The 26414-nt window shown below is 35.1% G+C and carries 24 protein-coding genes; 12 read left to right on the plus strand and 12 right to left on the minus strand.

Annotated elements, in window-relative coordinates; all coding sequences use genetic code 11:
* Nucleotides 1–205 precede the first annotated feature (205 nt).
* Both AB0A59_RS13485 and AB0A59_RS13490 read left to right on the plus strand, forming a co-directional pair.
* Nucleotides 206–400: a hypothetical protein gene (locus AB0A59_RS13485; protein ID WP_458744560.1), complete on the plus strand. Its 195-nt coding sequence runs from the start codon at nucleotides 206–208 to the stop codon at nucleotides 398–400.
* Between the two features lie 211 nt (nucleotides 401–611).
* On the plus strand, nucleotides 612–1007 hold the full coding sequence (locus AB0A59_RS13490) for a hypothetical protein (RefSeq protein ID WP_458744580.1): 396 nt from the start codon (nucleotides 612–614) through the stop codon (nucleotides 1005–1007).
* An 85-nt stretch (nucleotides 1008–1092) separates the two neighbouring features.
* On the opposite strand, the gene AB0A59_RS13495 is transcribed toward AB0A59_RS13490, so the two are convergent.
* Both AB0A59_RS13495 and AB0A59_RS13500 read right to left on the minus strand, forming a co-directional pair.
* On the minus strand, nucleotides 1093–1533 hold the full coding sequence (locus AB0A59_RS13495) for a hypothetical protein (protein WP_458744582.1): 441 nt from the start codon (nucleotides 1531–1533) through the stop codon (nucleotides 1093–1095).
* A 21-nt stretch (nucleotides 1534–1554) separates the two neighbouring features.
* Nucleotides 1555–1830, minus strand: coding sequence for a hypothetical protein (locus tag AB0A59_RS13500; RefSeq protein ID WP_458744584.1), 276 nt, complete (start codon nucleotides 1828–1830; stop codon nucleotides 1555–1557).
* Between the two features lie 546 nt (nucleotides 1831–2376).
* On the opposite strand from AB0A59_RS13500, the gene AB0A59_RS13505 reads away from it, so the two are divergent.
* From AB0A59_RS13505 to AB0A59_RS13530, 6 genes are all read left to right on the plus strand, one after another.
* Nucleotides 2377–3003, plus strand: coding sequence for an MFS transporter (locus AB0A59_RS13505; RefSeq protein ID WP_458744586.1), 627 nt, complete (start codon nucleotides 2377–2379; stop codon nucleotides 3001–3003).
* Entirely contained in the window at nucleotides 2954–3835 is an 882-nt protein-coding gene (locus AB0A59_RS13510; RefSeq protein ID WP_458744588.1) for an MFS transporter, read from the plus strand. The genes AB0A59_RS13505 and AB0A59_RS13510 overlap by 50 nt, the downstream gene beginning before the upstream one ends.
* A gap of 426 nt (nucleotides 3836–4261) precedes the next feature.
* Nucleotides 4262–5362 (plus strand): alpha/beta hydrolase, encoded by a 1101-nt coding sequence (locus AB0A59_RS13515; protein ID WP_458744590.1) that lies wholly within the window; start codon nucleotides 4262–4264, stop codon nucleotides 5360–5362.
* A 345-nt stretch (nucleotides 5363–5707) separates the two neighbouring features.
* Entirely contained in the window at nucleotides 5708–6265 is a 558-nt protein-coding gene (locus AB0A59_RS13520) for a cupin domain-containing protein (protein ID WP_458744592.1), read from the plus strand.
* Between the two features lie 327 nt (nucleotides 6266–6592).
* Complete coding sequence (locus tag AB0A59_RS13525) at nucleotides 6593–7987, plus strand: hypothetical protein (protein ID WP_458744594.1); 1395 nt, start codon at nucleotides 6593–6595, stop codon at nucleotides 7985–7987.
* Between the two features lie 330 nt (nucleotides 7988–8317).
* Nucleotides 8318–9628: a thrombospondin type 3 repeat-containing protein gene (locus AB0A59_RS13530; protein ID WP_458744595.1), complete on the plus strand. Its 1311-nt coding sequence runs from the start codon at nucleotides 8318–8320 to the stop codon at nucleotides 9626–9628.
* A 249-nt stretch (nucleotides 9629–9877) separates the two neighbouring features.
* Here AB0A59_RS13530 and AB0A59_RS13535 read toward each other — a convergent pair whose 3' ends face one another.
* The gene (locus tag AB0A59_RS13535; RefSeq protein WP_458744597.1) at nucleotides 9878–10498 is read right to left on the minus strand and encodes a hypothetical protein; all 621 of its coding nucleotides are present in this window, start codon (nucleotides 10496–10498) and stop codon (nucleotides 9878–9880) included.
* 290 nt (nucleotides 10499–10788) lie between these two features.
* On the opposite strand from AB0A59_RS13535, the gene AB0A59_RS13540 reads away from it, so the two are divergent.
* On the plus strand, nucleotides 10789–12600 hold the full coding sequence (locus tag AB0A59_RS13540; protein WP_458744599.1) for an alkaline phosphatase D family protein: 1812 nt from the start codon (nucleotides 10789–10791) through the stop codon (nucleotides 12598–12600).
* A 247-nt stretch (nucleotides 12601–12847) separates the two neighbouring features.
* Here AB0A59_RS13540 and AB0A59_RS13545 read toward each other — a convergent pair whose 3' ends face one another.
* The 3 genes from AB0A59_RS13545 to AB0A59_RS13555 all read right to left on the minus strand — a co-directional run bounded on the left by AB0A59_RS13545 (nucleotide 12848) and on the right by AB0A59_RS13555 (nucleotide 17041).
* Nucleotides 12848–14197 (minus strand): hypothetical protein, encoded by a 1350-nt coding sequence (locus AB0A59_RS13545; RefSeq protein ID WP_458744601.1) that lies wholly within the window; start codon nucleotides 14195–14197, stop codon nucleotides 12848–12850.
* Nucleotides 14198–14542: 345 nt separating this feature from the next.
* The gene (locus AB0A59_RS13550) at nucleotides 14543–16201 is read right to left on the minus strand and encodes a hypothetical protein (protein WP_458744603.1); all 1659 of its coding nucleotides are present in this window, start codon (nucleotides 16199–16201) and stop codon (nucleotides 14543–14545) included.
* 663 nt (nucleotides 16202–16864) lie between these two features.
* Complete coding sequence (locus AB0A59_RS13555) at nucleotides 16865–17041, minus strand: hypothetical protein (RefSeq protein WP_186434231.1); 177 nt, start codon at nucleotides 17039–17041, stop codon at nucleotides 16865–16867.
* Between the two features lie 143 nt (nucleotides 17042–17184).
* Between AB0A59_RS13555 and AB0A59_RS13560 the strand changes: the two genes are divergently transcribed.
* On the plus strand, nucleotides 17185–17406 hold the full coding sequence (locus AB0A59_RS13560) for a hypothetical protein (RefSeq protein WP_458744604.1): 222 nt from the start codon (nucleotides 17185–17187) through the stop codon (nucleotides 17404–17406).
* 187 nt (nucleotides 17407–17593) lie between these two features.
* Nucleotides 17594–17851, plus strand: a complete 258-nt coding sequence (locus tag AB0A59_RS13565; RefSeq protein WP_458744605.1) for a hypothetical protein — start codon at nucleotides 17594–17596, stop codon at nucleotides 17849–17851.
* Nucleotides 17852–18322: 471 nt separating this feature from the next.
* Here the strand turns inward: AB0A59_RS13565 and AB0A59_RS13570 are convergent, their stop codons facing one another.
* The 6 genes from AB0A59_RS13570 to AB0A59_RS13595 all read right to left on the minus strand — a co-directional run bounded on the left by AB0A59_RS13570 (nucleotide 18323) and on the right by AB0A59_RS13595 (nucleotide 24271).
* Entirely contained in the window at nucleotides 18323–18607 is a 285-nt protein-coding gene (locus tag AB0A59_RS13570; protein WP_458744607.1) for a hypothetical protein, read from the minus strand.
* Nucleotides 18608–19018: 411 nt separating this feature from the next.
* Nucleotides 19019–19807, minus strand: a complete 789-nt coding sequence (locus AB0A59_RS13575) for a hypothetical protein (protein ID WP_458744609.1) — start codon at nucleotides 19805–19807, stop codon at nucleotides 19019–19021.
* 2 nt (nucleotides 19808–19809) lie between these two features.
* The gene (locus AB0A59_RS13580) at nucleotides 19810–21573 is read right to left on the minus strand and encodes a hypothetical protein (RefSeq protein ID WP_458744610.1); all 1764 of its coding nucleotides are present in this window, start codon (nucleotides 21571–21573) and stop codon (nucleotides 19810–19812) included.
* Between the two features lie 205 nt (nucleotides 21574–21778).
* A complete protein-coding gene (locus AB0A59_RS13585; protein WP_458744612.1) occupies nucleotides 21779–22810 on the minus strand; it encodes a cellulase family glycosylhydrolase in 1032 nt (343 codons plus the stop codon).
* Nucleotides 22811–23151: 341 nt separating this feature from the next.
* Nucleotides 23152–23352: a hypothetical protein gene (locus AB0A59_RS13590; RefSeq protein WP_458744614.1), complete on the minus strand. Its 201-nt coding sequence runs from the start codon at nucleotides 23350–23352 to the stop codon at nucleotides 23152–23154.
* A 460-nt stretch (nucleotides 23353–23812) separates the two neighbouring features.
* On the minus strand, nucleotides 23813–24271 hold the full coding sequence (locus AB0A59_RS13595; RefSeq protein WP_458744616.1) for an FxLYD domain-containing protein: 459 nt from the start codon (nucleotides 24269–24271) through the stop codon (nucleotides 23813–23815).
* A gap of 834 nt (nucleotides 24272–25105) precedes the next feature.
* Here AB0A59_RS13595 and AB0A59_RS13600 point away from each other — a divergent pair.
* Nucleotides 25106–26395: a hypothetical protein gene (locus AB0A59_RS13600; protein ID WP_458744617.1), complete on the plus strand. Its 1290-nt coding sequence runs from the start codon at nucleotides 25106–25108 to the stop codon at nucleotides 26393–26395.
* Nucleotides 26396–26414: the final 19 nt, after the last annotated feature.

Genomic DNA, 26414 nt, shown 5'->3' on the forward strand with positions numbered 1-26414 from the left:
ACTTGTAGGCAGAATGGATTCGATAATTCAGTCGGGGCGTGTGGGGATTAAGGTCCTTGTGGTATCAGGGTTCGAATACAACTTAATGGTCATGTGAATTTAAATCACTTTTGACATTTTGGTAATATATATTAAAATTCAAAATTTTAGTGTTTTACATTTGTAAAGTTAGCCTGTTATATTTGCCTTTATTCAATGTAATTATATGATAACACAAATTGAAACAAATGGTAATGCTCATTCAAGTCATCAACAGCAACAGCAAAAACAACAACAGAGACACGAACCTGATCAAATACCTTATAGTGTAAGCCTCAGATACAATCCTACTGTTCCAAAACTAGGACAATCTACCCTAATTACTAAAAGACAACAGAAAATCAAACACAGAAAAAAGTAAAGGAGCTTGATCTTCTTCATGAGAAATTAATGCATGTTATAATTGTGTCCGAAGACTTGTCCTACTTTTCCCACATACACCCTGCCTTTGATATAAAGGATAATATATTTTCTGTATATCATGTATTTCCAGAAGGTGGATATACAAAATATGGATAGACTTCAAACCAAAGAATAGAAATCAGACTCTTGTTACATTCAAACTCGATAATATGATTAGAGATACTCATAAACCAATACACCTTGTAAAGGAAAGTCAATACACAAAGCAAATAGATGAAAGCCATCAGACCAAATTACCTGTACCAAAAGAAATTGAGTCAAACAAACCTGTTGACATAACATTTAACATATTAGGCCAACACGCAAATCCAATTACAGATTTGACTCCTTTGATGAGTGCTGGAGGTCATAGCGTAATAATAAGCAGTAACCTGCAGGAATTCTTGCATGTCCATCCAACCAAAGAGGTAAACTCCAACTGGAAAGGTGGACCAGTAATCTCCTTTAACACTGTATTTCCATATCCAGGTTTGTATAAAGCGTGGGGACAATTTCAGCATCAAAATGTAATAATAACAGCCGACTTTGTTTTAGATGTTGTATGAGACGTTTATCCCCCTCCTCTCTTACTATTTAGTCACAATGTTAAATCTGATTCAGATATATCTTTAATAATTATCCCTCTTTTTCTCAGATTCTTTTTGCTGATGTTTTCTTTAACATAGCTGCACCCAAAAGTATGATCCAGGCTAAGAAAATTATCATCGATATACCTCGTATTCCTTCAAAGTTAGGGTATGCAAAAGCAGAGTAAGAGACTTCGACTCCTGCCACCAATGTAATAAGGCCTATAATAACACCTCCAACTCCGATCCATCTATTAACAATGATGCTCTTTGCATTTGCCAGGCCAAAGATTATTGCAACAGTTCCTTGTAAAAGTCGAAAGACGCTATTTACTCCATATTCAGTCCAGCGAATTCCTTCTGCAACCCTGAAAATGGTATCTTTTTCTTCCTCGTTTGAAGAAGCCATCCAAGAATCCACTGCGAATTTTAAAGCAACACCATCTACCGCTTGCAGAATAGCAAAAGTACTGGCTGTAACTATTGCGAGAGCGAATCCAATCAATCCCAGCAGAGACGTAATACTTTACTCTGCGTTTGTGAGCAACCAGTAGATAGTAACAAATCCTCCAACAAAAACCATCATCGTTCCTACAAATTGGCCTATATGTATACCGACCCAAAGTTCGCTATGGGCATATTCTGCTAACACTAGTGGATGATTAAAGGGATCTTCACCTGAAGGATGAATCATTGTAGATAAAATCATAATTATGGCTCCAGCGATAAACGAAATTGATCCAAAAATAAGTATAGGCCTCTGAGACAGATTATTAGAAGTAGTAGTGGTATTGTTAGTCATGTTGTAGGATTTCTCCTTTATTTGGATTGGATTTAAACTGCAAGTTTTTTATTCCTGTGCTTTGGTGATATATAATGCTAATGGCAAAACAAGCCATGATCGACAAATAGTTACAGCATATACAGTTAATTTATTAAAGTCTATCGAAAGACAACGTTGTTATCAAAATGAAGTTCACACAATCATTAGAGAGTAATAAAAGTGATAATGTATCGTATAAAATAAAATAATGATATTTAAGGAGAATTTTTTTGTTATCGCTTGCAGCAACATGTATTCGTTTCTTTTACTTTCATGTTTTTATCTTCTATTGTTTGACAACATGTTTTTTGTATTTGATTATTCATCAATAATTATCAATGTATCCATATAATTAAATTCCAGCCTTTACAAATGTAAAATAGTTTGCGATATATATGATATTTACAATTGTAAAGCCACTGTCTTATCTATCTCTTTTTCTTAACAAACTCTAGATATGATTAGAACTAAAAAAATATTATCGACAAGAAATTTTGATTCAAGTACATTTAGGAGGGTCGCTAATTGACTTCTTCATCCCCTCCTTCTCCTTCCTCGGTACTAGTATCAAATCCAAATAGATGGAAAGCATTAACCATTTTGTCGTTAGCTCAATTTTTGATTATTTTAGATACATCCATCATTGGAGTAGCGCTACCAACCATTCAAGAGCATTTTGGCATAACTCAAACAGATTTGCAATGGATTTTTAATGCTTATGTAATTACTTTTGGTGCTCTATTACTGCTTGGTGGTAGGTTATCAGACATTGTAGGTCAACGTAAAGTCTTTACTATCGGATTTTTGATTCTTACTGGAGCTTCAGTTCTGGCAGGAATAGCAATGTCAAATGACATGCTCATAACTGCTAGAGTTTTACAGGGGTTGGGTGCTGCTTTGATTGCACCTTCAGCTCTATCTATAGTAATGAATCTATTTTCAGCAAACAAATCTGAAATGAATAAAGCCATGGGTATATGGGGAGCAGCTGCACCAGCTGGAGGTACTGCGGGAGTTTTTCTTGGAGGCATTATTACAGCCTGGTTTGATTGGCCCTGGGTATTTTTGATAAATGTTCCTATTGGAATAGTAGGTACTAGCATTGATTCCCAAATTAATACCCAATGGAGTAAAAAGGAAAGGAAGTATTGACTACCTGGGTGCACTCACAATCACCGCATCTTTAGGTCTACTGATATACTCAATTGTAACAGCAAATGAAAATGGATGGACATCATTACAAACATCTTTGCTCTTGTCTATATCAATAGCATTGTTTGTTGGTTTTGTTGCGATTGAAAAAAGAAGTAAAGATCCATTAATTCCATTACAAATTTTCAAGACACCTAATCTTCTTTCTTCTAATATCGTGATGTCCCTATTGGGAGCTTCATGGGTTTCAATGTGGTTTTTCCTTAACTTGTACCTGCAACAAATACTTCACTATGGACCATTAGAGAGCGGATTAGCATTGCTTCCAATGACAGGACTGATAATGATAATGATGACTTGGTTGATGCCTAGATTAATAGGTAAATTAGGAGTTAAGGAAAACCTAATTGTCGGCCTTGGGCTCTTAACTGTAGGACTAATTCTTTTTAGTTTTACTCCTACAAATTCTGACCAAGGTAATAACAATTATATCTTCTTAGTTTATGTGCTACCAGCATCTATCATATCCGCAATGGGAATGTCGTTTTCCTATATTCCAATATTGGTTTCGGCTATATCAAATGCAAGAAATGAGGAATCAGGGATTGCTTCAGGTTTAGTTAATACAACTTACCAAATAGGATCGGCAGTAGGGCTGGCAATAATGGTTTCACTGTCGACCTCTCACTCCGACCTCCTAATCGATATTGGGACGAATATGATAGAGGCGTTGAATCAAGGATTTCACTTGACTTTTATCGGTGCAGCAATTATCTCAGCCATTGCATCGATAACAGCAGTATCTTTCATAAAAACGAGGTCAAAGGAATAAATCGGAAACAAATCTTCTTCATCTTTTTTTAATTGGATAAATAATAATTCCAATAAATGGGGCTTTGAAAAATTAATCGACTGAACCAAGATAATTTATTCATGTATTAACTTTCTATTACTAACAGTCTGGGCGCGGGGGGATACGGTTCAAGGTTGAATAGAATCCTAAATACTAATTATTAATACTAAAGGTAGAACCCTTGTTCAATTAACTACTTTTCAGTAACGAAGGAATAGGCGATCATGATCTGAATTAAAGAAATACTGACATGATTAAGATTATTTGTATATTACAAAATACAACGTATATTTGATTTTCTGTCAACAAGATTCAGAGCCACACACGACTATTAAGTTATTGATACTGATTTTATACCTATGTATCGTAAGTTTAATATTATCAGTTTTGTGAAACAGTTCAAATATGTTGAAATCCTCAATACTATCCCCCGGAATAATTATCGTACTTGTTGGATTCGTGATTTCTCCTATTTCAATAGCCTGGAGTCAACAAGCTGATTTGCCTATTATATCTACGAGAGACCATTATGACAAAGCAGACGGCACTCCTAAATCAAATTCCACGCTCTATGATGTTGTTGACCATACCGATAAAATACTCTCATGCCCCCAAGAAATTGTAATATATGTCCATGGAGTATGGGTTGGAAATAATTCTTTAGAAAAACCTGTAGAGGTGTTTAACAGAGTTGGATTATCATTGAATCAGAGCGGATATGAAAATACATTGGTAGGTTATAGTTGGGACTCTGACACCCAGATAGATAAAGATGGCCACGGGTGGAATATTGCTAAATTAATTGCAAAACATAATGGCAAGAATTTGGCTAACTTTATTACGAACTATAAGAATGACTGTTCTAACTCTGAAGTCAGAATTCTCGCACACTCTCTTGGGTCCAGGGTAGTAGTTGAAACAATAAGGAATTTGGATGAAAATTTACAGTGGAATCAGCAACAGCAAAAAATATTGTCGGTTGACTTACTCGGAGCTGCAATTGATGATGAAGAGGTTTCTACCAATCCTGATGATCGATATGATGATAACTATCAACCCCGAGCAGATGCTTATGATCCGACTGTAAAATCTATTTACGGAGAAGTAATTGAAAGGCAGGTAATCCAATTCCATAATTGGTATAATCCAGAAGATGATGTTTTGGAATCGGAACCAGATTGCATATCAATGGGATTCTTCTGTCAGCCTATTTATTATCCCAAATATGAGGGGGATTTAGCATTAGGATCAAATGGATCTCAACCAACTATTACTCATCCAAATAACTTCAATGAAACAACTATAGAAAATGAAATTGCCTTTGAGAGGGATGCTAACGCTGAAAATGGATGTGATCTAATTGATCCAGACACTTTAGCATGCACTATATATCGAGAAGGAGATAATCACTTCGGATATATTGGATTTCGCGATACTGATGATCGAAACAATCTGATCGCATATGGCGCCATCCCCAAAGTTGTTCAATCATGGATAACGCATTAAATAGAAACTTGTGTTTATGTTCAGTCAAAATTGTTTCTATTAACGTTAACTTTGCTAACAAACACAAAGAACTGTTATTGGACTCGGCTACTAGGAATAGAAATGTCTATCCCCCAAATCTGACTTTTTATGAATGTAGAGCTCATAGGTGAGGGAGAAGCTCCTTTTGGTAGTAGAATTCTAAAGCGATATATAGATTCAATATAATAAGAGCAATTGCAAAGAAAGATAATCTAATGATTATTTTCTAACAAAAAGTATATTTATTTCATTAAATAACATCAGCTAAATAATCTAGTCTCATAAATAACTATATTATTATTTAGATAATGATAATTATTAGTATTGAATGTAAATCATTCCAAAAATGGCACTAAACACATTAACGACAAAAACAAAAATAATATTCGACTAGTTGAACAAATCGGTCTTTTTGGAATTGATATAAAGATAGTGGTTACAGGAGAAATGACAAACAACAAATATTCATTGATAGAATTATCTTTTCCTGCGGGTCCTGAAAAAGAAGTTGCTTTACATAAACATAGCAAGGAAGATGTGACAATATGTGTCATAGAGGGAGATTTTGTGTTTAGATACGGTAATCAAGAATTAAAGAAAGGATTTGGTAAAGATGACACCCCATTTAGGCTTGAAAAAAATATACCTCATTCATATAAGAAGGTTGGAGAACAACATGGGATTTTGTTAATGATATTTAGGCCAGCAGGATTTGAAAACTTTTTCCGTGATTTGGGACAATCTTCCGGCATGTCCGTTACAGAGGAAAAAATAGATAAAAATAAACTACAAAATGGAAAAATAAAAGAGGATGACCGAGTATTGTTACATCTACTTGAAAAAAAATATGGAGGAAGATTTGTGTTTGAGCAAGGTGAATAACAAAAGATCATGAATTGACCTGAGTACAAAAAGAGTTCAAAAATACCATTCCATAAGAAGATATGATAGAATATCTAATACCAGATTAAAAAAGTACAAGAATTTGAATAATATATTCAAAAACAGATTAAAAGATATATCATATATAATATCTGGTTTGAATAGGCAGCCCAGAATAATCAATATTTGTTAATAATGAAAGTAGGTGAACATTCTAAATAGATTTTTTTGACAAAAATAAATTTTTCAATAATAGGAACAATAATCTAGTTATTAAAACTTTCCGAAAAAGTTAAAACTAAACACCTAGAAACATGGAGTATTGAATTGAAATTGCCAATGATTGTCACCACAAGTATTATTAACAAAAAAACGTATTTAATGACGTTTATTGTTTGGGCAATAATAATAACCGATGTCATCTTTGGCACTTTTTTTGACGTTTTAGGAAAACCACTTACTTCTTCTTTTGGTGTAATATTATTTGTGATAATGAGCATCGTTGTATTTTTTGCATGTCTTTATGCACTGAGAGATTATATGGTTGCATTGCGAAAAAACTTTGAGGCTCCTTCGTTTTTTAATAGGCTATACAAAGCAACTCCTATTTTTCTTTATGCACTTTTAGTCATTTTTGGAATTATAATTGTTGAAATGATGTTATTTTCACAATATAGTACTTACCTGCTGATTCTACTTCTCCTCATAAGTACGGTATCTATCTTGTTCTTTGGTTTTCGTACATACAAATTCTTGTCATGGTTCAATTTGAGTGTCAAAAAACGGCATAATATAATGATATTGGCATTTGGTATATCATCGATGCTCCTTTGTATAAGCACGACGGTTGCTATCACACTAGACATAAAACAACTAGTCGTTTCAAGACCACCCACTATAGATCCAGATTTCCCCGCTAGTAATTCCATGGCAAGCAGACACTTAACTAGTATAGAACTTGTTATTCATCTCTATGGATTTCTTGTCCCTCAAGTTACTGCAATTGCTATCGCAGAAACAGTTGCTGTTGCATTTTTCCTTCGTTACTTTAAGGATCGAATAGGAAAAAAAATATTTTGGATACTTATAATTTTACCCCCTACACTTTTTTTAACAGGTGTATTTGGTCCTCAATTTTTAAAGTCAACCGGCAGTGAATTTGTATATATGGAGTCAAGGTTTCTTATTTTTAGGGTAATAGGTACCATAGGATGGATTACAGCTGATTTTGTAATAGCTTATGCATATATTTTAGTAGCAAAAACGCTTAGACGACAGATTTCCTATTCCCCTATTATTAACTATTTAGTTATAGCAGCATTAGCAACCCTTTTAATTTCTCCAACGACCAATAACTGGATAACAAACAATTCTTTTCCTCCCTTTGGAGCAATCCAACGTGCCTTTATTGTGTTTGCGGCTTTTCTTTTTACCATGGGAATATACGCTGTCGCGTTGTCAGTGGCTCAAGATGCAGAATTACGTCAGTTAGTCAGAAAATATGTAAAGGAGTATAATCTACTAGATACTTTAAGTAATGCAGAGGAGAATGCAGAGATTATACGAAATCTTGTAAAATTAATCCATCAACACGCAGGCATTTTGGAAAAAAAAACAGGAGTAGCATCTACAATGCGAGATGATAACGAAATTAGACAATATTTAGTGATGGTGCTTGATGAGACTAGAGTAATTAGAAAGAACAACGGAAAAAAGGAATGACTGAACAATCAGTGCGTAACTTTAATCCATGTGTCTTATGCTTGACCCAAAGAGGGAATTGATTATACCCCAAAAAGAAGTAAGCGTTTGGATTATAATAGCATCACTTTGGGCTATCGCCATTACAGAGTTAATAAGAAAACAATAAACATAGAGTTGCGAAAACTTATTGCGATATTATACGAAGATACTACAAAACTGTTAAAAAATTAAAATAAACGAATAAATTTTTGGATTTTTGGTGAAATCTATAATTTTGCATTGTAATCCTTTAATGTTTAATAAATAGCACTATATCCCTAATCTATTGTTCATAAGGAGTATATCTAAATGGTAAAAGAAAATACATATAATCTCGACCTTATGGTGTTTGTACCATTATCAGCTTTGCTAATTTTGATTATACCAGTTACTATACTACCGATTGAACTGAATACTCTATCTACAAAGTTTGTACTAGCAACTTCAGATGATGTAGATGGAGAGGGTGAAGTAAATATAGACACTGAAGGTGTAGAAAGAGATGAAGATCAGCAAGAAGATAATCAACAGTCTAACAGTCAAGAGTCTTCATCACCGCAATCATCTACAGACTCTAACACTAACCTTAATCTAAGACCATCTCCAGGAAACGAAGATGGCATACTAGAGTCCAATGGAGGCGACACCACTGGGGTTGTAACACGACCGCCGCTTTCAGATGATATCGTAGTTGCCCATGATCGGGATTCTGATGGTATTGTTGATACAGAAGACAACTGTCGCTTTACAAATCCAGATCAAAAAGATAGTGATGGGGATGGCTTGGGAGACGCCTGCGATCCAGATCAAGTTGATGGGGACAATGATAGTGTACCGGAGTCAATAGATAATTGCTTTGCCATACCTAATGCAGATCAAAAAGATAGTGATGGGGATGGCTTGGGAGACGCCTGCGATCCGGACTTTATTGATCCTGATAATGATGGTGTAGTAGACACAAAAGACAATTGTGACATTAAATTTAATCCAGATCAAAAAGATAGTGATGGGGATGGCTTGGGAGATGTTTGTGATGCTATAAACGCTGGTGTTGAAACATACATTCCCGGTCCTTTTGGTCGTCAAACCCCACCTACTTCTGAAAATAGTGGTTTTGTAGACCAACAACCGTCTTCGTCGTCGCCATTGTCATCTTCATCTTCTACATCATCCAACAATTTGAACGATGTTGCATCGTCTTCCAATACTGAATCCTCATCGACCTCTACAGATACCAAAACAGGGATAGCACAGGAAACCTTACCTACAAACATGGTTACACAAAAGAAACCTGATACCTTCTATACTGGACGCGATAATGGGCCTATTGACGTGCCCCTTCCTGATCCTGTGCTTGTACCAGGACCAAACGAAGAGAGAGCTGGTGAAGACGAAGAAGACAAGGAAGAATGCGTTGTTAAATACTGTGATTTACCTCTTCCAATATCAAATGATGAGATTTGTAGAAACGGAAAAGATGATAATCTTGATGGAAGAATAGATGAAGATCCCTATTGTACTGAAGTTCCAGGGGAGTCTAAACCACGTCCTTCTAATGACGGCGTATTAACACCGGAAACATCAAAAGGATCTTCCCCTTTTGGATCTCCTCCAAAATGATGAAATGATTCTTGACCACTATTAAACTTGATAGACTTGTAATAAAGTCAATTCAAGAATTCAAAATAAATAATTTTTGATCCCAACACTATAATAGCTTTCTGAAATAACTATTAGTAACAGTTCTCATCCGCGGAAGGGATTAAGTTCCAAGTGGTAATGAAATTCAATGCAATAATTAATTATACTTAGACCAATCTTAAAGTAAACTGAAAATATGAATTCAAAAAAAGATAGGTGGTTTTGGATTTAGCTTTGTGCTAATGCGTTGTTTCCTGAATTTTCTTGATTCTGAACGTTTATGTTGTTACCAGAGCCTATTGTATCTCCACCAGAAACTACATGACTATTTTGGTTGGATGATTGTGATTGGCTGATGCTTTGTTCTGCAGAGTTTCCACCTTTTCCACTCCCACCTTGTTGTGCTAATGCGTTGTTTCCTGAATTTTCTTGATTCTGAACGTTTATGTTGTTACCAGAGCCTATTGTATCTCCACCAGAAACTACATGACTATTTTGGTTGGATGATTGTGATTGGCTGATGCTTTGTTCTGCAGAGTTTCCACCTTTTCCACTCCCACCTTGTTGTGCTAATGCGTTGTTTCCACTGTTCTTTTGGTTTTGGAAGCTAAGGTTATTACACGACACGAATGTTCCAGTTCCAGATGCACACAATGCGTTCTGTACTGATGCTTGTGATTGAGATATTGATTGCTGAGCTACGTTTCCACCTTTGTATTTCTTTTTGGTTGCAAAGGCTTCATCCATAGCCACAATGGGGCATGCGAACAGAGCAAATGCGACCACTATTGCAATTGATGCGACAATGAGTTTCTTGTTTTTGTTGTGAATGTTGTTTGTTTTATTCATATACTGGATACTATATAAAAAATATATTGGGTTTGCTAACTGATTGCAATACTCTAATATTCTAGCACTTTTAGAATTAAGTTATGAAATCCGAATGTAGTAGGGTTCCATACCCTTTAATCGTGCAATAAATCTCTTGCTCTGATTTTGCAATTTTTGTTCTTAATATGTGATAGATTAGATAACATAATTAGTAACAGTCTGGGCGCGTGGGGTCACTCTCATGTAAAACAAGGTGTCTACAAAAAAAATTAAAGTATCATATTATAAAAAGATAGGATGGATAAATTATGGAATATATTGACAATCCAGAAATATTGAATGAGGATCTTAGCTCACTTGAGCTTGAAATCTCTACGGTAGACGCACATTCTGCTAGCTCCGGTGATCTTCATTATGTAAATATTGTTTTTTCCGATGGTACACGCCTTTATGAGCCTTTTAATCTAAAGCTCTATAATGAATTCGGACTATCTGAAATACCAATTCGTATTGGAACTTTGCCCCACCGTGGAAAGACTAAAAGGTTCCCTCTTCCAGTGCCACCCGCACTTAACCGCAAACTAATTGATATTGCCGAGGTATTCGTTCGCAAGGACGGTAATGACGGGTGGTTTGTAGGTAGCATACTTTTATTTGCTAATGGTCACTCAATGCCCTTAATTGGAAATAGTAACGTCAATCAATTCCTTGACAACGATAATGCTGTATTGATGCTTCGAGATTGGTCAACAGGGTCGTTCTGTGTTGCCCCAGCCAGCCGTGCTAAAGATCCTCTGCCACGATCTGGGTATCGGGTCCTGGGTCCTGTGGTGGGTCAAGTTTCAGACACTTCTGCAGTTATAATTTATCGGATGGATCGAACGGGCTACTATCGCTTTCGAGCATTTGATACTATCACCAATCGCCAGGTACATGATGAAATTCAAAAGATAGAGCCCACTCATCGATTCAATCTAACCGGTCTTTTACCGAATCGACGTTATGAATTTAACCTCAGTTTTTTGCGCGGTGGTTTTGAATCTTCAGTGTCTGATGGCTCTGGATCCATTCTTACATATCCTCATGAAGGATCTAATGGACAATTTACTTTTGCATTTGGTTCTTGTGTCAAATCTAAAAAGCAGACAGCACAGGGATCATGGACAGCCATTAAAGCGTTAGCAGAATCACCTTCAAGTGCTATCAGCCCGGTGCGCCTGTTCGTTCATCTTGGTGATACGTTCTATTTTTATGATCATGTGACTAAGGAGATACCTCATAATGTAGAATCAATGCATGCTGCTCATATCTCAATGCGACGCCATTTGGAATTCCTCGATATGGCTAAGAAGGTACCATCATGCGGTATCTGGGACGACCATGACTTTGCGGGAAACGACAAAGACAGCAAAGCTATTAACAGCGAGTTACGGATGCAGGCTGTATGGACCTGGTTACAATACTGGGGAAATCAACCCATTTCACTTGAAGAAATTGGTAAAACAGGACTAACCACCAGGATCTCTTATGGCCTAGTTGATATCTATTTACTTGATGGTCGATTTAGGCGTGATAAGGACAGAGGAATATACTTTGGTAATGACATAATTGATAAAGTAATTGATACAATCGATATACGTGGTGCCGAAGCTCCTCGGGTCGTAATACTAGGTAGTGGTATCAGCTGGAATCATCATGCAGAGGATGGAGAGGGTTATGGTCAAAGTATATACGATGATGAGCGAGAGAGGCTTTATAGAGAATTGGCAATTCGAATGGGTAGGGCTATAAATGGTCTTCTGTTTATCTCAGGTGATACTCACATTAATGAAATCTATCATGTTGATCTAGGAGAGAGTCGTATGGTCCCCGAATTTGTTTCATCGCCGCTTACCCGTAACACCGGTCTAAGAGGACCTCGTAACATCCAATGGGAGCGCGTAGCTAGTTTCTCTTCAAAGGAGAATCGAGGATTTGCAACCCTAACGATTGATACGTCAAGAGAGACTAACGATAACTGGACTGCGACCATTCGTTATTTTCAAGAGGCTGCTGCGACCCAGTACGTGAGTCGTTCATATACTCTCTTGAATGGTCAGTTCAATCCTGATCCACTTTGAACCAAAATCTCTTAGCATAGTATAGACAACTGTCCTGATCATAAGAAAACTTCATGACGAAATAGATAAAACCCTTAGCTATCAATATTTTATTTTAGGTTAGATATATCCAGGGTATTAATACCAAATTCGAGATCATTTAGTTTGGACGCGTGGGGATACGATTCAAGGTTGAATAGAATCCACTTATACATAGTGAAGTTTTCTCAAGTTCAGCAAACAATCAGTCGATTTAAGATATCATTTGTTATTTTTTATTTCCATGCATTTCATTAATAACATATTGTACGTAATCGACCACTTCATTTTCAGTCAATGACGTTTCAACTCCAGATTTCTCTTTGATTTCCTCTTCAAGGTTCTGAGCAATTTTTAACACTCTGGATTCTAACTCTTTATTTCTTTGAGCAGTACCAATACCACCTAGAAAATTAGCTTGTTCAGTGACTGATTTCCTAATTGATCTTAAAAGTGCATTATCCTGAGAAACGGTTAGGGCGGCCGAATATAATCCTGAATAAATAAGGTAGCATGAGAATCCGACAAGAGAAACCGAAATTAGGCCATATGGAGGATATGCAGCCTGAGAAGCATATGCTGAACCCGCAAGATAGAAAAGTAAGAATCCATATGCAGTTAGCATCAACTGATTTCGGACAATAGAATTTGTCTTCAAAGTCCTTGCTATTGATAAAAATGAGATACCAAAAAGAATTCCTGCAATAATACCTCCAAAAGAGAATACTAGAATATTAAGCATCGCATTTTCATTACCAAGGGGATTAAAATATCCTAGGACAAAAAGAGGATAGGATAAAGGATAATAAATTAGAGATATAATCATCATTGTCCAAAACTTGAACCTCCCAACTCTTTTTAAATTCTGATAAAGCAATCTTACGCTACCCATCCATGTCAACAAAAATGCTACTATAGAAGCGGTCTGATAAACTGCATTAAATTGATCACTCATAGAGAAATTACTAAATTCGGGAAAATATGCAACATGATTAGAAGTTATAATCGGATCTTGTTGAGTCAGCATATCAATTTGAGTAATGAGTCCGAATACTCCATTGATAACATATAGGATCATAGCAATGGCAAATATCAATATCATTATATTTTTGTTAAAATTCTTATACCATAAAATAAAAGCCCTTGTCAATAGTGCCAAAATACCAATCCAAATCCCATAACTAATAATGTTAATGATGAATAAAGGGATAATACTATATTCTTGGTATATCACCATTTGAGTAACAACAAAAAGAAGAATCGACGAAATCAAACATTGTGATCCGAATACAAGATAATAGATCGGTTTGAAATGAGCATATTTTCCCGCAGTTAAACTATTAATATGTCTCACATAATTTATCATAAAGAAAGAAGAGAAGATAGAAAATACTGTAAAACTAATAAATAATGATATACCAAAAGAAGAAGTCAAATATTCAGGTATAAAATCGGCAATAATCCCGATTTGAGAATCTACTAGAACTGTTATAACAGTGGCTATAAAGACTATTAGAAATCCGTTGTTTTTGGGCTTCAGAGAAGATGATACATCATCGACATAGTTTCTAAAGTTCATGAAGATGATCCTTAGATAATGTTATTGAATTTAAGGAATTGTGCATCAGTATTTAATGTTATACTCAAGATCTCGATGGAATTAGTTGGTGCATCAGAAGCAAATGTATAATAAATTCTTCAAAAAAAATTGTCCATACGGTATGGCATATGAAATAAATCCTAAATAAATCTAAATAGTATTTTCAATTTATAACCAAAAATTTTAACTCTTGCTGAATACATCCATGGGAATTAGTAACAAATTTGACTATAATTATGGATTGCAATGCTGAGGATACTACAACTAATAGACCTGAGGAGGAACTGCTCGGGCATCCTCCCTCAAACTCAGTCATCATCAAGTTTAATTTTCGCTATCTCCACTTTCTGATTCATTGTCACTATTATTGTCTTCATTGTTATCTGATTCCTCAGAATTTGATTCTTCTTCGATACCATCATTATTCTCGCTTTCGTTTACATCATTTTGGCTGTCAGTCGTAGGATTTTCACCGTTACCGTCACTTTGGCTTGATTCATTATTTTCTTCCTCTACTGGTGGATCGGTCCAGTCATCAATTTCATCATTGTCTCCACTACTACTTGTACAGGTGTAATCACGACTTGCCTCTTCAGCAGTACATGGATTACTGTCTTCGATGTTGTTTTCATTGTCGTTATTTTCATCATTTGTCTCACAACCTATGCCATCGCCATCAGCATCAAGGTTGTTCGGGTCATTGCTTCCAACCCCAATATTTGTTCCCTCGACATCACTGCAGTTCAGATCGCCGCTCCTAGTACCATTATTGTCGTCAATATCGTTAGCTTCACAACCTATGCCATCGCCATCAGCATCAAGGTTATTCGGGTCATTGCTTCCAACCGTAACATTAGTTTCCTGAATATCTGCGCAATCTAAGTCACCACCGTTGCTACTGTCATTATTGTTAACATCCTCAGCTTCACAACCTATGCCATCATTGTCACCGTCAAAGTCGTTTGGATCGTTGTTTCCAACTAGGAAGTTTCTTTCATCAATGTCTTCACAGTCTAAGTCACCACCGTTGCTACTGTCATTATTGTTAACATCCTCAGCTTCACAACCTATGCCATCATTGTCACCGTCAAAGTCGTTTGGATCGTTGTTTCCAACTAGGAAGTTTCTTTCATCAATGTCTTCACAGTCTAAGTCACCACCGTTGCTACTGTCATTATTACTTGATCCAGAGTTGTCATTGTCATTGTCATTAGATCCTTGATTATTATTTACCACAGGAAGTAGAGGAGGAAGTGGAGCTAATAATCCACCAGTAATAAATTGTTCAGTTGTAGTTCCACCGCCATTGTCAAATGTGAACTTTGGGTTAAATGGAGGACTCATAGAACTCTGTATTGAGTCCATATTAAGTGAATAGAAAGCAGCTTGAGATTTAGTTTTATTATCTGTAATGGTAATATCAAAAGGGGTCATCTGATTATTTGCGAGATTAGCAACATTTAGGCCAAAACTTTGTGTTCCCACAATACCAAGACTTGAATTATCATAATATGTTGCAGCAAGATTCAAAAGCTGTTCTGGAGATTGTCCTTGGTTAATTATGTTACCTGTGATGTGAGGATTTCCAACATTGTCTACAAATGAACTACTGCCATTTAAAACCAAAGTAGAGGGTTTTTCAGCGGTAACAGGTTGAGAAGTAGTGGAGAACTCCATAAAGTTAAACTTGCCTAATATTTGTTGAGGATTTTGTATTACAATATCAAAAGGAGATAACTCTCCTGATCTTAAAGTTCCAATCGAGGAGAATGCAGAGTGATTGCCAACAACAATAGCATTGTTATTGTTTGTTGTGTCAGACAAAATAGCTGTAATTACAATATTGGTTTGAGGTTGGGTTGAGGTATTGTTTACCTCACCTATGATATGAAAATCGCCAAAGTCATCTGTATGGGATGATGTGCTTGTAAGCTGGATTATGTTATTATTATTACCAGAAAGTTGAGCAAATGCAGAGTCCATATTCAATAAATCAACTCCTGGATAAGTGATCGTTGATGATGAATACATGGCAGGAAGAGACATTGTCAAAATTACAATGATTGAGAATAATTGTATCGTTTTAGAAACTATACGCAATGGTCTGATATTAACATGATGAAATTATAAATCTTTTCATAACAATTACATTAACAATAAATGAAAATTTTATTGGATAAGATAACAAAAATTGGATCTTCATAGAGATAAACACCTATCTGTAAAATAGACAGACATGAAAAAGGATTTATTTATCTTAATTTTTTCTTTATTGATGAATCCCTTTCATAATTAAGACAAATTGAGATGCTTATCTTGAACAACCTGTTATCAAGTTTATCCATGATGATATAATTTCACTGATAGGAAGAGAACGATAGATGCTATTGCTAGACACATAAAACCTGTAGTTAAAAAATACAACGGATCATCCCAATGATCATTAGTTCCAATCACCGCAGAATAGATATATGCCAATCCAAAAAATATCATGAAAATAGCAAAAACAGTTCCCATGAAGACAATTATAATTTTAATGATTTTATTCATAAAGAATAATTAACTGAGTGACAATTACATCTTGATTTAGTCTTTTTCTATTTTTGAAAAATGCTATATTGTGAAATTCGTATGCAATTATAAATATTAAAATGTGAAGTCAGCACCTTCTTCATAAAAGACTATATAATTTACACCAGTGACCACAGCATCAAAATCTTTCACCACCTGAATATTAATTATCTTTTTATTTCCTCTTTGTAGAAAATTATTGATTTCATCCATTATAGTATTATTCCATCGAAATATTTCCTGTTTTATCATATGTATTTTGAGAATTTTAAATATAAAACTCAATCGCAAAATGATGTTATTGAGATTACAATGCCACCATAGGATAAAATTTTTTATATTATACTTCATAAATTTTTTTGCCCAAAAATAATAGTCAGATTTGACGTGGGCCCATGGGATGCGGTTCAAGGTTGAATCCAATCATATTTATAGAATCTCTTGAAAAGTTGGTGTGGGTTGAGTTGATTCAACAGGGATTACCCCTATCAAGGACGATCGGAATATACGAACTGCCCAAAAATATTAGATTGACAGATGAATTTGGCAATAATAAAATTCCAATTAGAGCATTCTTTTCTGAAGGTTTAATTACTCGGTTAGAAAACCAAGTGTAAACAAGCAAGCAAATATTTAAGCAATTTAGATCGTTTGATATATTCTATTCCTTTTGGAGAGATAATAGAATGAGGAACATCATTATATTCACTATTTATTAAAAGGTTCTTATCAGTAACTATAGGATTTCTTCGAATCTAGTACTATATTGTTATGTGTTAAATAATTTGTTCATCATTACGGTATATGATGAGTTCGAATGATAAAGGATATGAAGAGGGTGATGCTGGAACAAATAAAAATAGACAAAGCGATTCACTAAAAGAATATTTAGACAAAGAACCCATGACACATGTTAAAACAAATGCGGATGAACCGCCGACCGTAAAGGGAGACTCAGATGATCATCAAACAACATCAGAAGGGCATACTAGAATAAGCACTGAACAAGCGAGTGAAGAGTATCAAAAAAATAAACATACAAAAATAGAAAACGATTCTTAAACAAGTCCAATAATTCTTATTTTTTTATTACCTGTGTTTTTGTAATTGTTTTTTTATCCTTTAGTATTGATGACAATTTGCAAATATAATTTAATGCATTTCGTTCTGAAAGTCAATATATCATTCCTGCACAATAATTGAATAAAAAAGTTTACAATTCATACCTTCTCAGAAAAGCCATTATTTGAGGTAATTAAACACTAGCATATTGTACATCGACCCAACCATAGGACAATGGTTCAATTATTTTATATTTTGGACTACAGAAAAAATTGATACTCGGAACAGACCATAACTCAGTTATATTTACTGGATTATTTAGCTTGAGCATGTGGGGATTGTTCCTTGGGGTAATAGGGTTCTGATACATTAACTAGCCTTTATAAAATTTTAAAATAGCAAAACAATGAAACTCAGTAGTTCTTGAGGAGTCCTGAATAAATAATTGAAAAAAATAAAAAATATCTGCTGTTATTGGATCGCTAATTTAAGTTCATCACCTATTAGTTTTTGAGTACACTTGTTGTCTACGACCTCGCCCTTACATTCTTTGCTTTTCATGGTATTACAATCCTTGTCCGATCCATTACAGACACATTTTTTGATCGAATCAAAACATTGGTATCCATATCCGATGGTAACTGTAGTGAGACTCAAGACAGATCCAATAACAAATGCAGTAATAAAAAATCCCGCAATTGTTTGGAACACGCCTTTGAATTTTCTAATTTCTTCTGGTTTTGAATTTTTATTCATATACTGGATACTATATAAAAAATATATTGGGTTTGCTAACTGATTGCAATACTCTAATATTCTAGCACTTTTAGAATTAAGTTATGAAATCCGAATGTAGTAGGGTTCCATACCCTTTAATCGTGCAATAAATCTCTTGCTCTGATTTTACATATTAGTGCTTAATATCGATGGATTTGGTATGATTTTTAGTAACAATCTGAGCTGGTTGGGATTAAGTTCCTTGTGGTAATGAGGTTCTACGAATTAATTACACCTAAACTCATCCCATTATTTATTTTATAGTCATCCTCTCAACTCAAAGTGCTATTTCTTATACGATTCATAAGAACTAGTATGTCTTTACTTAGTCAATAGAATTACCATCACACATTAAGTTATAGGTTATAGATAAAAATGAAATTGAATTGGTCACAGACTTTGGTTACGAGGTACCAGTCGATATCGTTTAAGAAATTTTTCATTTCCTTTGGTTCTCATAATAAACTGTTCTCTATGCAATTTGAGTGGTCTGTCTTCAGGTTTTGTTAATTCAATTTTTATTCTGGAAAGAGCATTAATTTTGAAAATCAATCCTTGAGATGGATCGATGTTTATTTTGTTGGGGACAATTTCCTTCGCATTGCTTTCTACATTAATTGGTGTAAGGATTTTCTTCATCTTTCCAAGTTCTGGATAGTTTACAACAAGATCTGCCTTAGCATTATTCATTGTATTTGTTATCAAATAAGTGCCGGGTCTGATTACCATCGCAGAGAAAATCACTCCGTCCTTTAATTCTTTGCTATCAAATATTTTTATTTGTGATCCTCTTTCGAATCGATAAAGATCTATTGAATAGCCACCTGCACCAGTAGAGACGTAGAAAACAGCATAGCCACCTTTTTTTAGTGTATAAATGTTCGTAATATTGCTTAAATCTATGTTTATCTGATTAGAAGTATCATTTACTTGTTTATTTTCATCAACGTGTTGAGAAGCCTCCCTAGAGTTTGTCGTAGATAAGGATGATGATCTATTCAGTGGTCTTTCTTCAAGAATCCTTAATCTAAATCTACTAACTATTCCCGATCCTTTCAAGACAACACCCTGATACTCTCCAGTATCTGCAATGTTACAAACAAGTGTAGAATGCGGAGTGAGGGACCCGCTATCGATATTAGTTTGACTAAACAAAAATCGGTTTATTTTAATATTCATATTTAATTACCCACATCTCCTTCGAGGATCAACTCATTACCATTACTATTAATCCGAATATCCAAAAATTCGATCGGTATCTTTACTGGAATTAACGGTATAGCAGAATTACCCTTAAGAACTTCTAATGGATCCTTTAGTTCCAAAATTGTTAAAGCAATGAACTGAACCAGTCTATCGATCAAGTCCTGGAATAGACCAACATTGCTAATCAAACTTAAAATAAATTCACCCACATCGTCTCCAATATCTAAAATATTTCGAATTATTCCTTCTATTCCACCGAGTACGGTATCTATAAAAGATATTGCCCAATCAGGAAGTCCCAAAGAACTAAGAAGACCGACGATTGCATTTACAATAAGATTATGAAACAAATCTCCAATCGTGTCTGCTATGTCAATTATATCCAAGTCGATTGGAAGTGTAGGAACTAGAGTAAGTTGCCACCTATTTGGAACTCCAGAGCCAACACCATAAAAGACCTTTGGGATTGCACTCAAAGTAAGTTCAGATGTTAATAATCCGCCCAAGTTAAGGGGTAAGGATATGTCAGGAGTTGCCTCGAAAAGATCAATTGATGGAGCATGAATCAAGCATCCTCCAAAAGGGTTTGGAACGAGACAAAATCCACCAATAGTTTGTGTCGGAATATCTATACCTATGTTAAGCTGCAATGTATCCCATTTCACGTCTAACTCACTTATTAGAACAGAACCATTATTACGCAAATCGATTGTGCCATTCTCTAAATGTGCTGAAACTGTATAACCAACTGAGAATGTACCAGAGCCGCCTGTGTCTGATAATGAAAATTTAAATCCTTCAAGAAGAGCACCATATATTTTTTTGAATGTGGTTTCGGATATAGCAGTTGTTAGATCAAAAGTGCCTGTTCTTGATCGAGGCTTTACTGTTCGTGTGATAGTTCCACTACCGCCACTACCGCCACTACCGCCACTACCGCCACTACCGCCACTACCGCCACTACCGCCACTACCGCTACCACTTGATGAGAATACGATATCCAAGTCTAAATTGTCTAAATTGATAAATGTCTTTAATTGATCATCTTCAATTGCTGGATTATTAGGAACAGTCGTTGCTCCGGAAAGTTGTAAATTCCCTGATACCTGGAAGTTTCCGGTGGATGGAGGAATAGTAATTACTCCAAATGTCAATTTGGAAATAATCTCAGCAATATGGGGAAATATTCCATGATTAAGAACAGATTTTGCATAACATTCAATTGCATTTTCCAGACCGTGAGGTTTTAGATCTACTATCTCTATACCATCGACTTTAAACCCTATTTTTTGGCTTTCTGCTAGTCCAGAGATTTTACATCCTCCTATAGCATACAAATCAAGGCAAAAACATTCTAGTTTGGAAGTAGACGGTCTGACATTTGGTGGTCTTCGAAGAAAAGGTAAGTCGCCTAGACAATCCAAGCCAGCACAAACTTTGAAATGAGCAGCTAAACGTTGATTTGCCAATGGATCAAGTTCTGGAGGTAAAGGAAAGATACCTCCTGTATGGAAATCTATTTCAGTTTTAGAAAGTTGAATTGCAAAATTTATCGCTAAATTGTTTGAACTAGACTGATCTAATGGTAATCCAATGACAGGAATTGGATTAAGTATTGTTAGAAGAGGATTCTGTTGTCTGTTTACTTCTGGCACTGCAATGATTTTTTCGCATAATAGATTGAGATTTGAGGCTAAAAAAGAAGTACCAAAATTAAAAAGAGATGGACGTTGTTGCATAAGATGTTTAACCACCCTATTAATCCCCGTGTCATGAATAGCAGCATATATATCACATTTTTCTGTGAGACTCAATAGATTCTACAGTATAAAGATGTACTTATCTTTTACTTTAGATTCAATTAGGAATGAGTTTTATGATTTCAGAAAAGATCTGTTGTTACGGTATTAGTATAATAGTATATAATTAATTCCGAAATGACGATTAATTTGATACATCTTTTAGGGCATTGACAAAACTATCAAAGTTAGTATTTAATGAGATTTTACCATTAATTATTCTAGCCAAATTGAATGCCGGATGTCCGCTGTCCGTTATGTAGGACCACTGCCAAAACATTACTCCATATGGAAAAAACTTCTTGAAAGTTCTCAAATATCTTTTGTGCTGGCTTAAACTGATTTTTACCCCATCTCCTGTACCAGAGTTATATTCACCGACCAAGATAGTACCTGTTTTCATTAGTTTTAATATTAATCTAAAATAGAGCATTACTATGTAATATGGAGGATAGGGATGAATATCAAAAATAATCTTATTGCTTACAGATAACGATGGTTTGATTTTGGCTTGTACCCAAGGAAGATTAAATGCGCCAAGATGACCAGCATAGCTATAACAATATATCATTGCTTTATCAGTAAGATCAGTAACCTTACTTAACACATAGTCATGATATTTTGAAACCTTTTTGAAATCACTGTGTCTAAACACTTGAGGTTCATTTAGAAGTTCAAATGCAATAGTCGGTGTTTTGTTATTCACAGTTTCTATCACTTTTTGTATAAAGGCTAACTGCATATCCCATCCATCGTTTCCATCAAAAGACTTTATCATTCTATCCCACCAATTATTCCAAAATTTTTCTATGTCTTCTTTAGATGGTGGTTTAAAAGGATCATGATTCGACGAATTATTTTGAAATAGCGGAGATATAATAGAATTCGGAAAACCTATACCATATCCAATAGACGAAGAGCACTTCCATTGATGATTATCATATATACATGAAATATTGCTTTTATCAGCCTCGTCTGAGATAAAATTTAATTCCTGACTAAAACCTTGTGGATCTTTCTCGTAAGACTCCCAATAAGCAGGGATTCTTACTACATCAATACCATGCTCTTGAAAAATTTTGAAGGAATCTTGTATATAATCTTGAGGCGGGTTAGGTTTTGTACGATTTTGGGAATCTGAGATCTTGAATCCATCAAAATTTACACCAATCTTCAATGCTACTTAAGCCTCACCTCGATTATCTATAAACATTTTAGCATTCTTGATCAGGTTATCAAAATTATACAAATTATACAATAACACCAAGGGATGATTAAAGTCAATTATTATTAATGATTATATATTGATAACAGTTCTCATCCGTGGATATCAAGTTCCTAGTGGCAATAGGGTTCTAATGCAGTATTCAAAGTAAAAAATAATTTTAAAGTAAATACAGTTAAAGATCAACAACTAAAATCCTCGAACAAAAAAGAAAAAAAATGAATTTTAATGATCAGAATCTAATAAAAAAAGGATGTTATTTTTAAAATAATTTTAGTTATTGTGTAGTTGAATTACCTTGAATTACCAGCCATGTCGGTAGAATTATCCATCATCATGGTCATATTATCCATTTGATCCATTGGCATCGTTGAATTATCCATTGTCATTGACATGTTTTCTTGTGCTACTACTGGTGTTACCATGACTATTCCTGCAAATAAAGATGCTGCTGCTACGATACTTAAAACTAAGAATACATTGAATTTATTCATGCAAAGAACCTTTAATTTTATACTATATATTATCTTGTTAGTATCAGTAAATATATTGATTTTTATATATTAAAAAAGGTTTGACGAATTGGGGACTTATTCCAATTAGGTTTCACAATCACAATTTAACCTTTTTTTGAAAAACCGAAATATAGACACAGTTAAATCATTGTCTAATATTTATTAGTAACAGTCTGGGCGCGTGGGGATTAAGTTCCCAATGGTAGTAGGGTTCTACACGCTACAGAGAAAACATTTCTACCTAGACACAATTTAGATTCATGGTTATGGATGTTAATTATTAATTTAAAATGCCTTATTAAGAGTGATTTGAAAGTAAAATATCAAGATATTATTTTGTTATAAAAGAATAACAATTTCAAAAATTAATACAAAAATAAGAAAGAGTTGACAGTTGATCTACTTTACAACTATTCTTGTTCTTTGTAGACGTCTTAAATTAGAAAAGCGGTTCATGTCCTCTTACATAGATTGTATAATGGTCAATACCATTTACTTCCTCAGGCATTGCATATAATCCGAATCCCGAGAACAAATCTATTGAGAATGGAGAATTATCAGATGGTGGAAGTGATTCAACTAAAGGTCTACCTTCAGCTATTCCAAGAAAAGTTCCTTCCTTGTCAAAAAGGACCGCATATATGGATACAGAGGATTGCTCACTTGTAGAGTTGTTTGTGACGGTTCCCGTTATCTGATTTGATTCTGCACGGTATCTAAGATCGGTTACTGTAAGGTTTTCACTTTTGCCTATAGTGGCTTCAGGAGTAGCAGTAGCCAAGGTTTGATTTGTAGTTGTATCAAGATTTGTGGTAGTATCAAGCTGTTGTCCATAAGCAAGAGGTATTGCTAGGATGAAAACAAAAGTAGATAATACGATAGAAAGGATTTCTTTCATTGTCCTCTCTAATTAGAGGATATTAATTAAATTTTCTTTGTAATTGAATTAGAATTAGTAACTATTTGAGTTAATCTACTGCGTCTAAAGGACAACCTGAAGACAATTATGAGAGTAACAAATAAAAAATTGATCATTATTAGGGCTAAATGTTTTATTTCAAGAGATATAACCTTATAAGGTCAGGGATTGAGATCCCATAGCAATATTAATGCAGTTGTTATTCTCTTACGCTGTTTATCCTATAGGAGTTCGCAGCCGGTCTTGTTCACTTGTTTCTGATTTTGATTTTAGAAATGGACTGTCAGTAATATTCAAAACACACGATTTAGATTCTTTAGGATAAATGCGAAATTCGCAATTACTGGTATCAACTGTATCAAGATTGCTTGAAGCCCTTATTTCTATTAAGCCCCAGAAGCGACGCGATATGATACTTATAGAAATATCTGACTTGATTGTAACAACAACTTGATAGCCGGCGCCACAACGTATTCTGTGATCGTTTTTCTTTGTGTAAATAGCTTGAGGTTTGTATTTCTGAATTCAGTTCCAGATTGCTTCATGACTTTTTTTGACGTGTAAAGAGCATGAAGAGTAAAATGGACAACGTTTTAGCGACATTATTGGACGATAAACCAAGAAAGTACAAATACAAATCACGACCAATGTATTCTGAAGGTGTTCTGTCCCTATATTTAACATGCTAAAAACAAATCTCTTCAAGCTATTTCATTTTCTTAAGTTGACAAGGTCAAAAATATATACAAAATATTGTTATGTTTAATTATCATATAAATGAGTTTATATAGCTTTGTTAGTAGTAACTGTTGAATGGATTATTTCATTACTGTAAATAAAGCTTTAGTGACTTCAGCTGTATTAGCAATATCATTTGTACTACTTTTAGGACCAACTTCTATGACCATGAATGTATTTGCTCAAGGCAACTCTGCTAACCAAGGAATAGGCCAATCACAATCATCTAACCAAAACAGTGGAGTAGTTTCTGGAGGCGATACCGTGCTATCAGGAAATAACTTGAACGTCCAAAATCAAGCAAACAGTGGAAACAACGCATTGGCACAACAAGGTGGTAGTGGAAAAGGCGGTAACACAGCTAACCAAGGCATAGGCCAATCACAATCATCTAACCAAAACAGTGGAGTAGTTTCTGGTGGCAACACTGCTGGGTCAGGAAACAATGTAAATGATCAGAGTCAACAAAACAGTGGAAACAACGCAGCAGCTCAACAAGGTGGTGGTAGCAGTGGTAAAGGTAAAGGTGGCGGTAACACAGCTAACCAAGGAATAGGCCAATCACAATCATCTAACCAAAACGCACTATGTGTAGCAGGTGGTAGTATAGGCAACTCTTGTAACAACGTTAGTGTTCAATCCCAAGCAAACAGTGGAAACAACGCATTGGCACAACAAGGTGGTAGTGGAAAAGGCGGTAACACAGCTAACCAAGGCATAGGCCAATCACAATCATCTAACCAAAACAGTGGAGTAGTTTCTGGTGGCAACACTGCTGGGTCAGGAAACAATGTAAATGATCAGAGTCAACAAAACAGTGGAAACAACGCAGCAGCTCAACAAGGTGGTGGTAGCAGTGGTAAAGGTAAAGGTGGCGGTAACACAGCTAACCAAGGAATAGGCCAATCACAATCATCTAACCAAAACGCACTATGTGTATCTGGCTCTGGAACTTTTGTTTCTTGTAATAATTTGAATACGCAAAGTCAACAAAACAGTGGAAACAACGCATTAGCCCAAAGTGGTGGTAAAGGTAAAGGTGGCGGTAACACAGCTAACCAAGGCATAGGCCAATCACAATCATCTAACCAAAACAGTGGAGTAGTTTCTGGTGGCAACACTGCTGGGTCAGGAAACAATATAAATGATCAGAGTCAACAAAACAGTGGAAACAACGCAGCAGCTCAACAAGGTGGTGGTAGCAGTAATAGCGGCGCTAATGTGGCTAACCAAGCAATTAATCAGGCACAATCATCTAACCAAAACAGTGGAGTAGTTTCTGGTGGCAACACTGCTGGCTCAGGAAACAATGTAAACACACAAAGTCAAACAAACACTGGTAGTAACGCTGTCGGACAACAATAAACATAAATTTTTTTATTAG

The organism is Candidatus Nitrosocosmicus sp. T, assembly GCF_054408485.1.

Excerpts from the sequence above, each read along its gene's own strand:
- AB0A59_RS13570 (WP_458744607.1), bottom strand. The coding sequence starts at position 18,607 with ATGAATAAAAATTCAAAACCAGAAGAAATTAGAAAATTCAAAGGCGTG.
- AB0A59_RS13490 (WP_458744580.1), top strand. The coding sequence starts at position 612 with ATGATTAGAGATACTCATAAACCAATACACCTTGTAAAGGAAAGTCAA.
- AB0A59_RS13550 (WP_458744603.1), bottom strand. The coding sequence starts at position 16,201 with ATGGACTCTGCATTTGCTCAACTTTCTGGTAATAATAATAACATAATC.
- AB0A59_RS13580 (WP_458744610.1), bottom strand. The coding sequence starts at position 21,573 with ATGCAACAACGTCCATCTCTTTTTAATTTTGGTACTTCTTTTTTAGCC.
- AB0A59_RS13540 (WP_458744599.1), top strand. The coding sequence starts at position 10,789 with ATGGAATATATTGACAATCCAGAAATATTGAATGAGGATCTTAGCTCA.
- AB0A59_RS13600 (WP_458744617.1), top strand. The coding sequence starts at position 25,106 with ATGGATTATTTCATTACTGTAAATAAAGCTTTAGTGACTTCAGCTGTA.
- AB0A59_RS13535 (WP_458744597.1), bottom strand. The coding sequence starts at position 10,498 with ATGAATAAAACAAACAACATTCACAACAAAAACAAGAAACTCATTGTC.
- AB0A59_RS13500 (WP_458744584.1), bottom strand. The coding sequence starts at position 1,830 with ATGACTAACAATACCACTACTACTTCTAATAATCTGTCTCAGAGGCCT.
- AB0A59_RS13530 (WP_458744595.1), top strand. The coding sequence starts at position 8,318 with ATGGTAAAAGAAAATACATATAATCTCGACCTTATGGTGTTTGTACCA.
- AB0A59_RS13595 (WP_458744616.1), bottom strand. The coding sequence starts at position 24,271 with ATGAAAGAAATCCTTTCTATCGTATTATCTACTTTTGTTTTCATCCTA.
- AB0A59_RS13515 (WP_458744590.1), top strand. The coding sequence starts at position 4,262 with ATGTTGAAATCCTCAATACTATCCCCCGGAATAATTATCGTACTTGTT.
- AB0A59_RS13485 (WP_458744560.1), top strand. The coding sequence starts at position 206 with ATGATAACACAAATTGAAACAAATGGTAATGCTCATTCAAGTCATCAA.
- AB0A59_RS13560 (WP_458744604.1), top strand. The coding sequence starts at position 17,185 with ATGGGATGCGGTTCAAGGTTGAATCCAATCATATTTATAGAATCTCTT.
- AB0A59_RS13575 (WP_458744609.1), bottom strand. The coding sequence starts at position 19,807 with ATGAATATTAAAATAAACCGATTTTTGTTTAGTCAAACTAATATCGAT.
- AB0A59_RS13555 (WP_186434231.1), bottom strand. The coding sequence starts at position 17,041 with ATGATAAAACAGGAAATATTTCGATGGAATAATACTATAATGGATGAA.
- AB0A59_RS13545 (WP_458744601.1), bottom strand. The coding sequence starts at position 14,197 with ATGAACTTTAGAAACTATGTCGATGATGTATCATCTTCTCTGAAGCCC.
- AB0A59_RS13590 (WP_458744614.1), bottom strand. The coding sequence starts at position 23,352 with ATGAATAAATTCAATGTATTCTTAGTTTTAAGTATCGTAGCAGCAGCA.
- AB0A59_RS13565 (WP_458744605.1), top strand. The coding sequence starts at position 17,594 with ATGATGAGTTCGAATGATAAAGGATATGAAGAGGGTGATGCTGGAACA.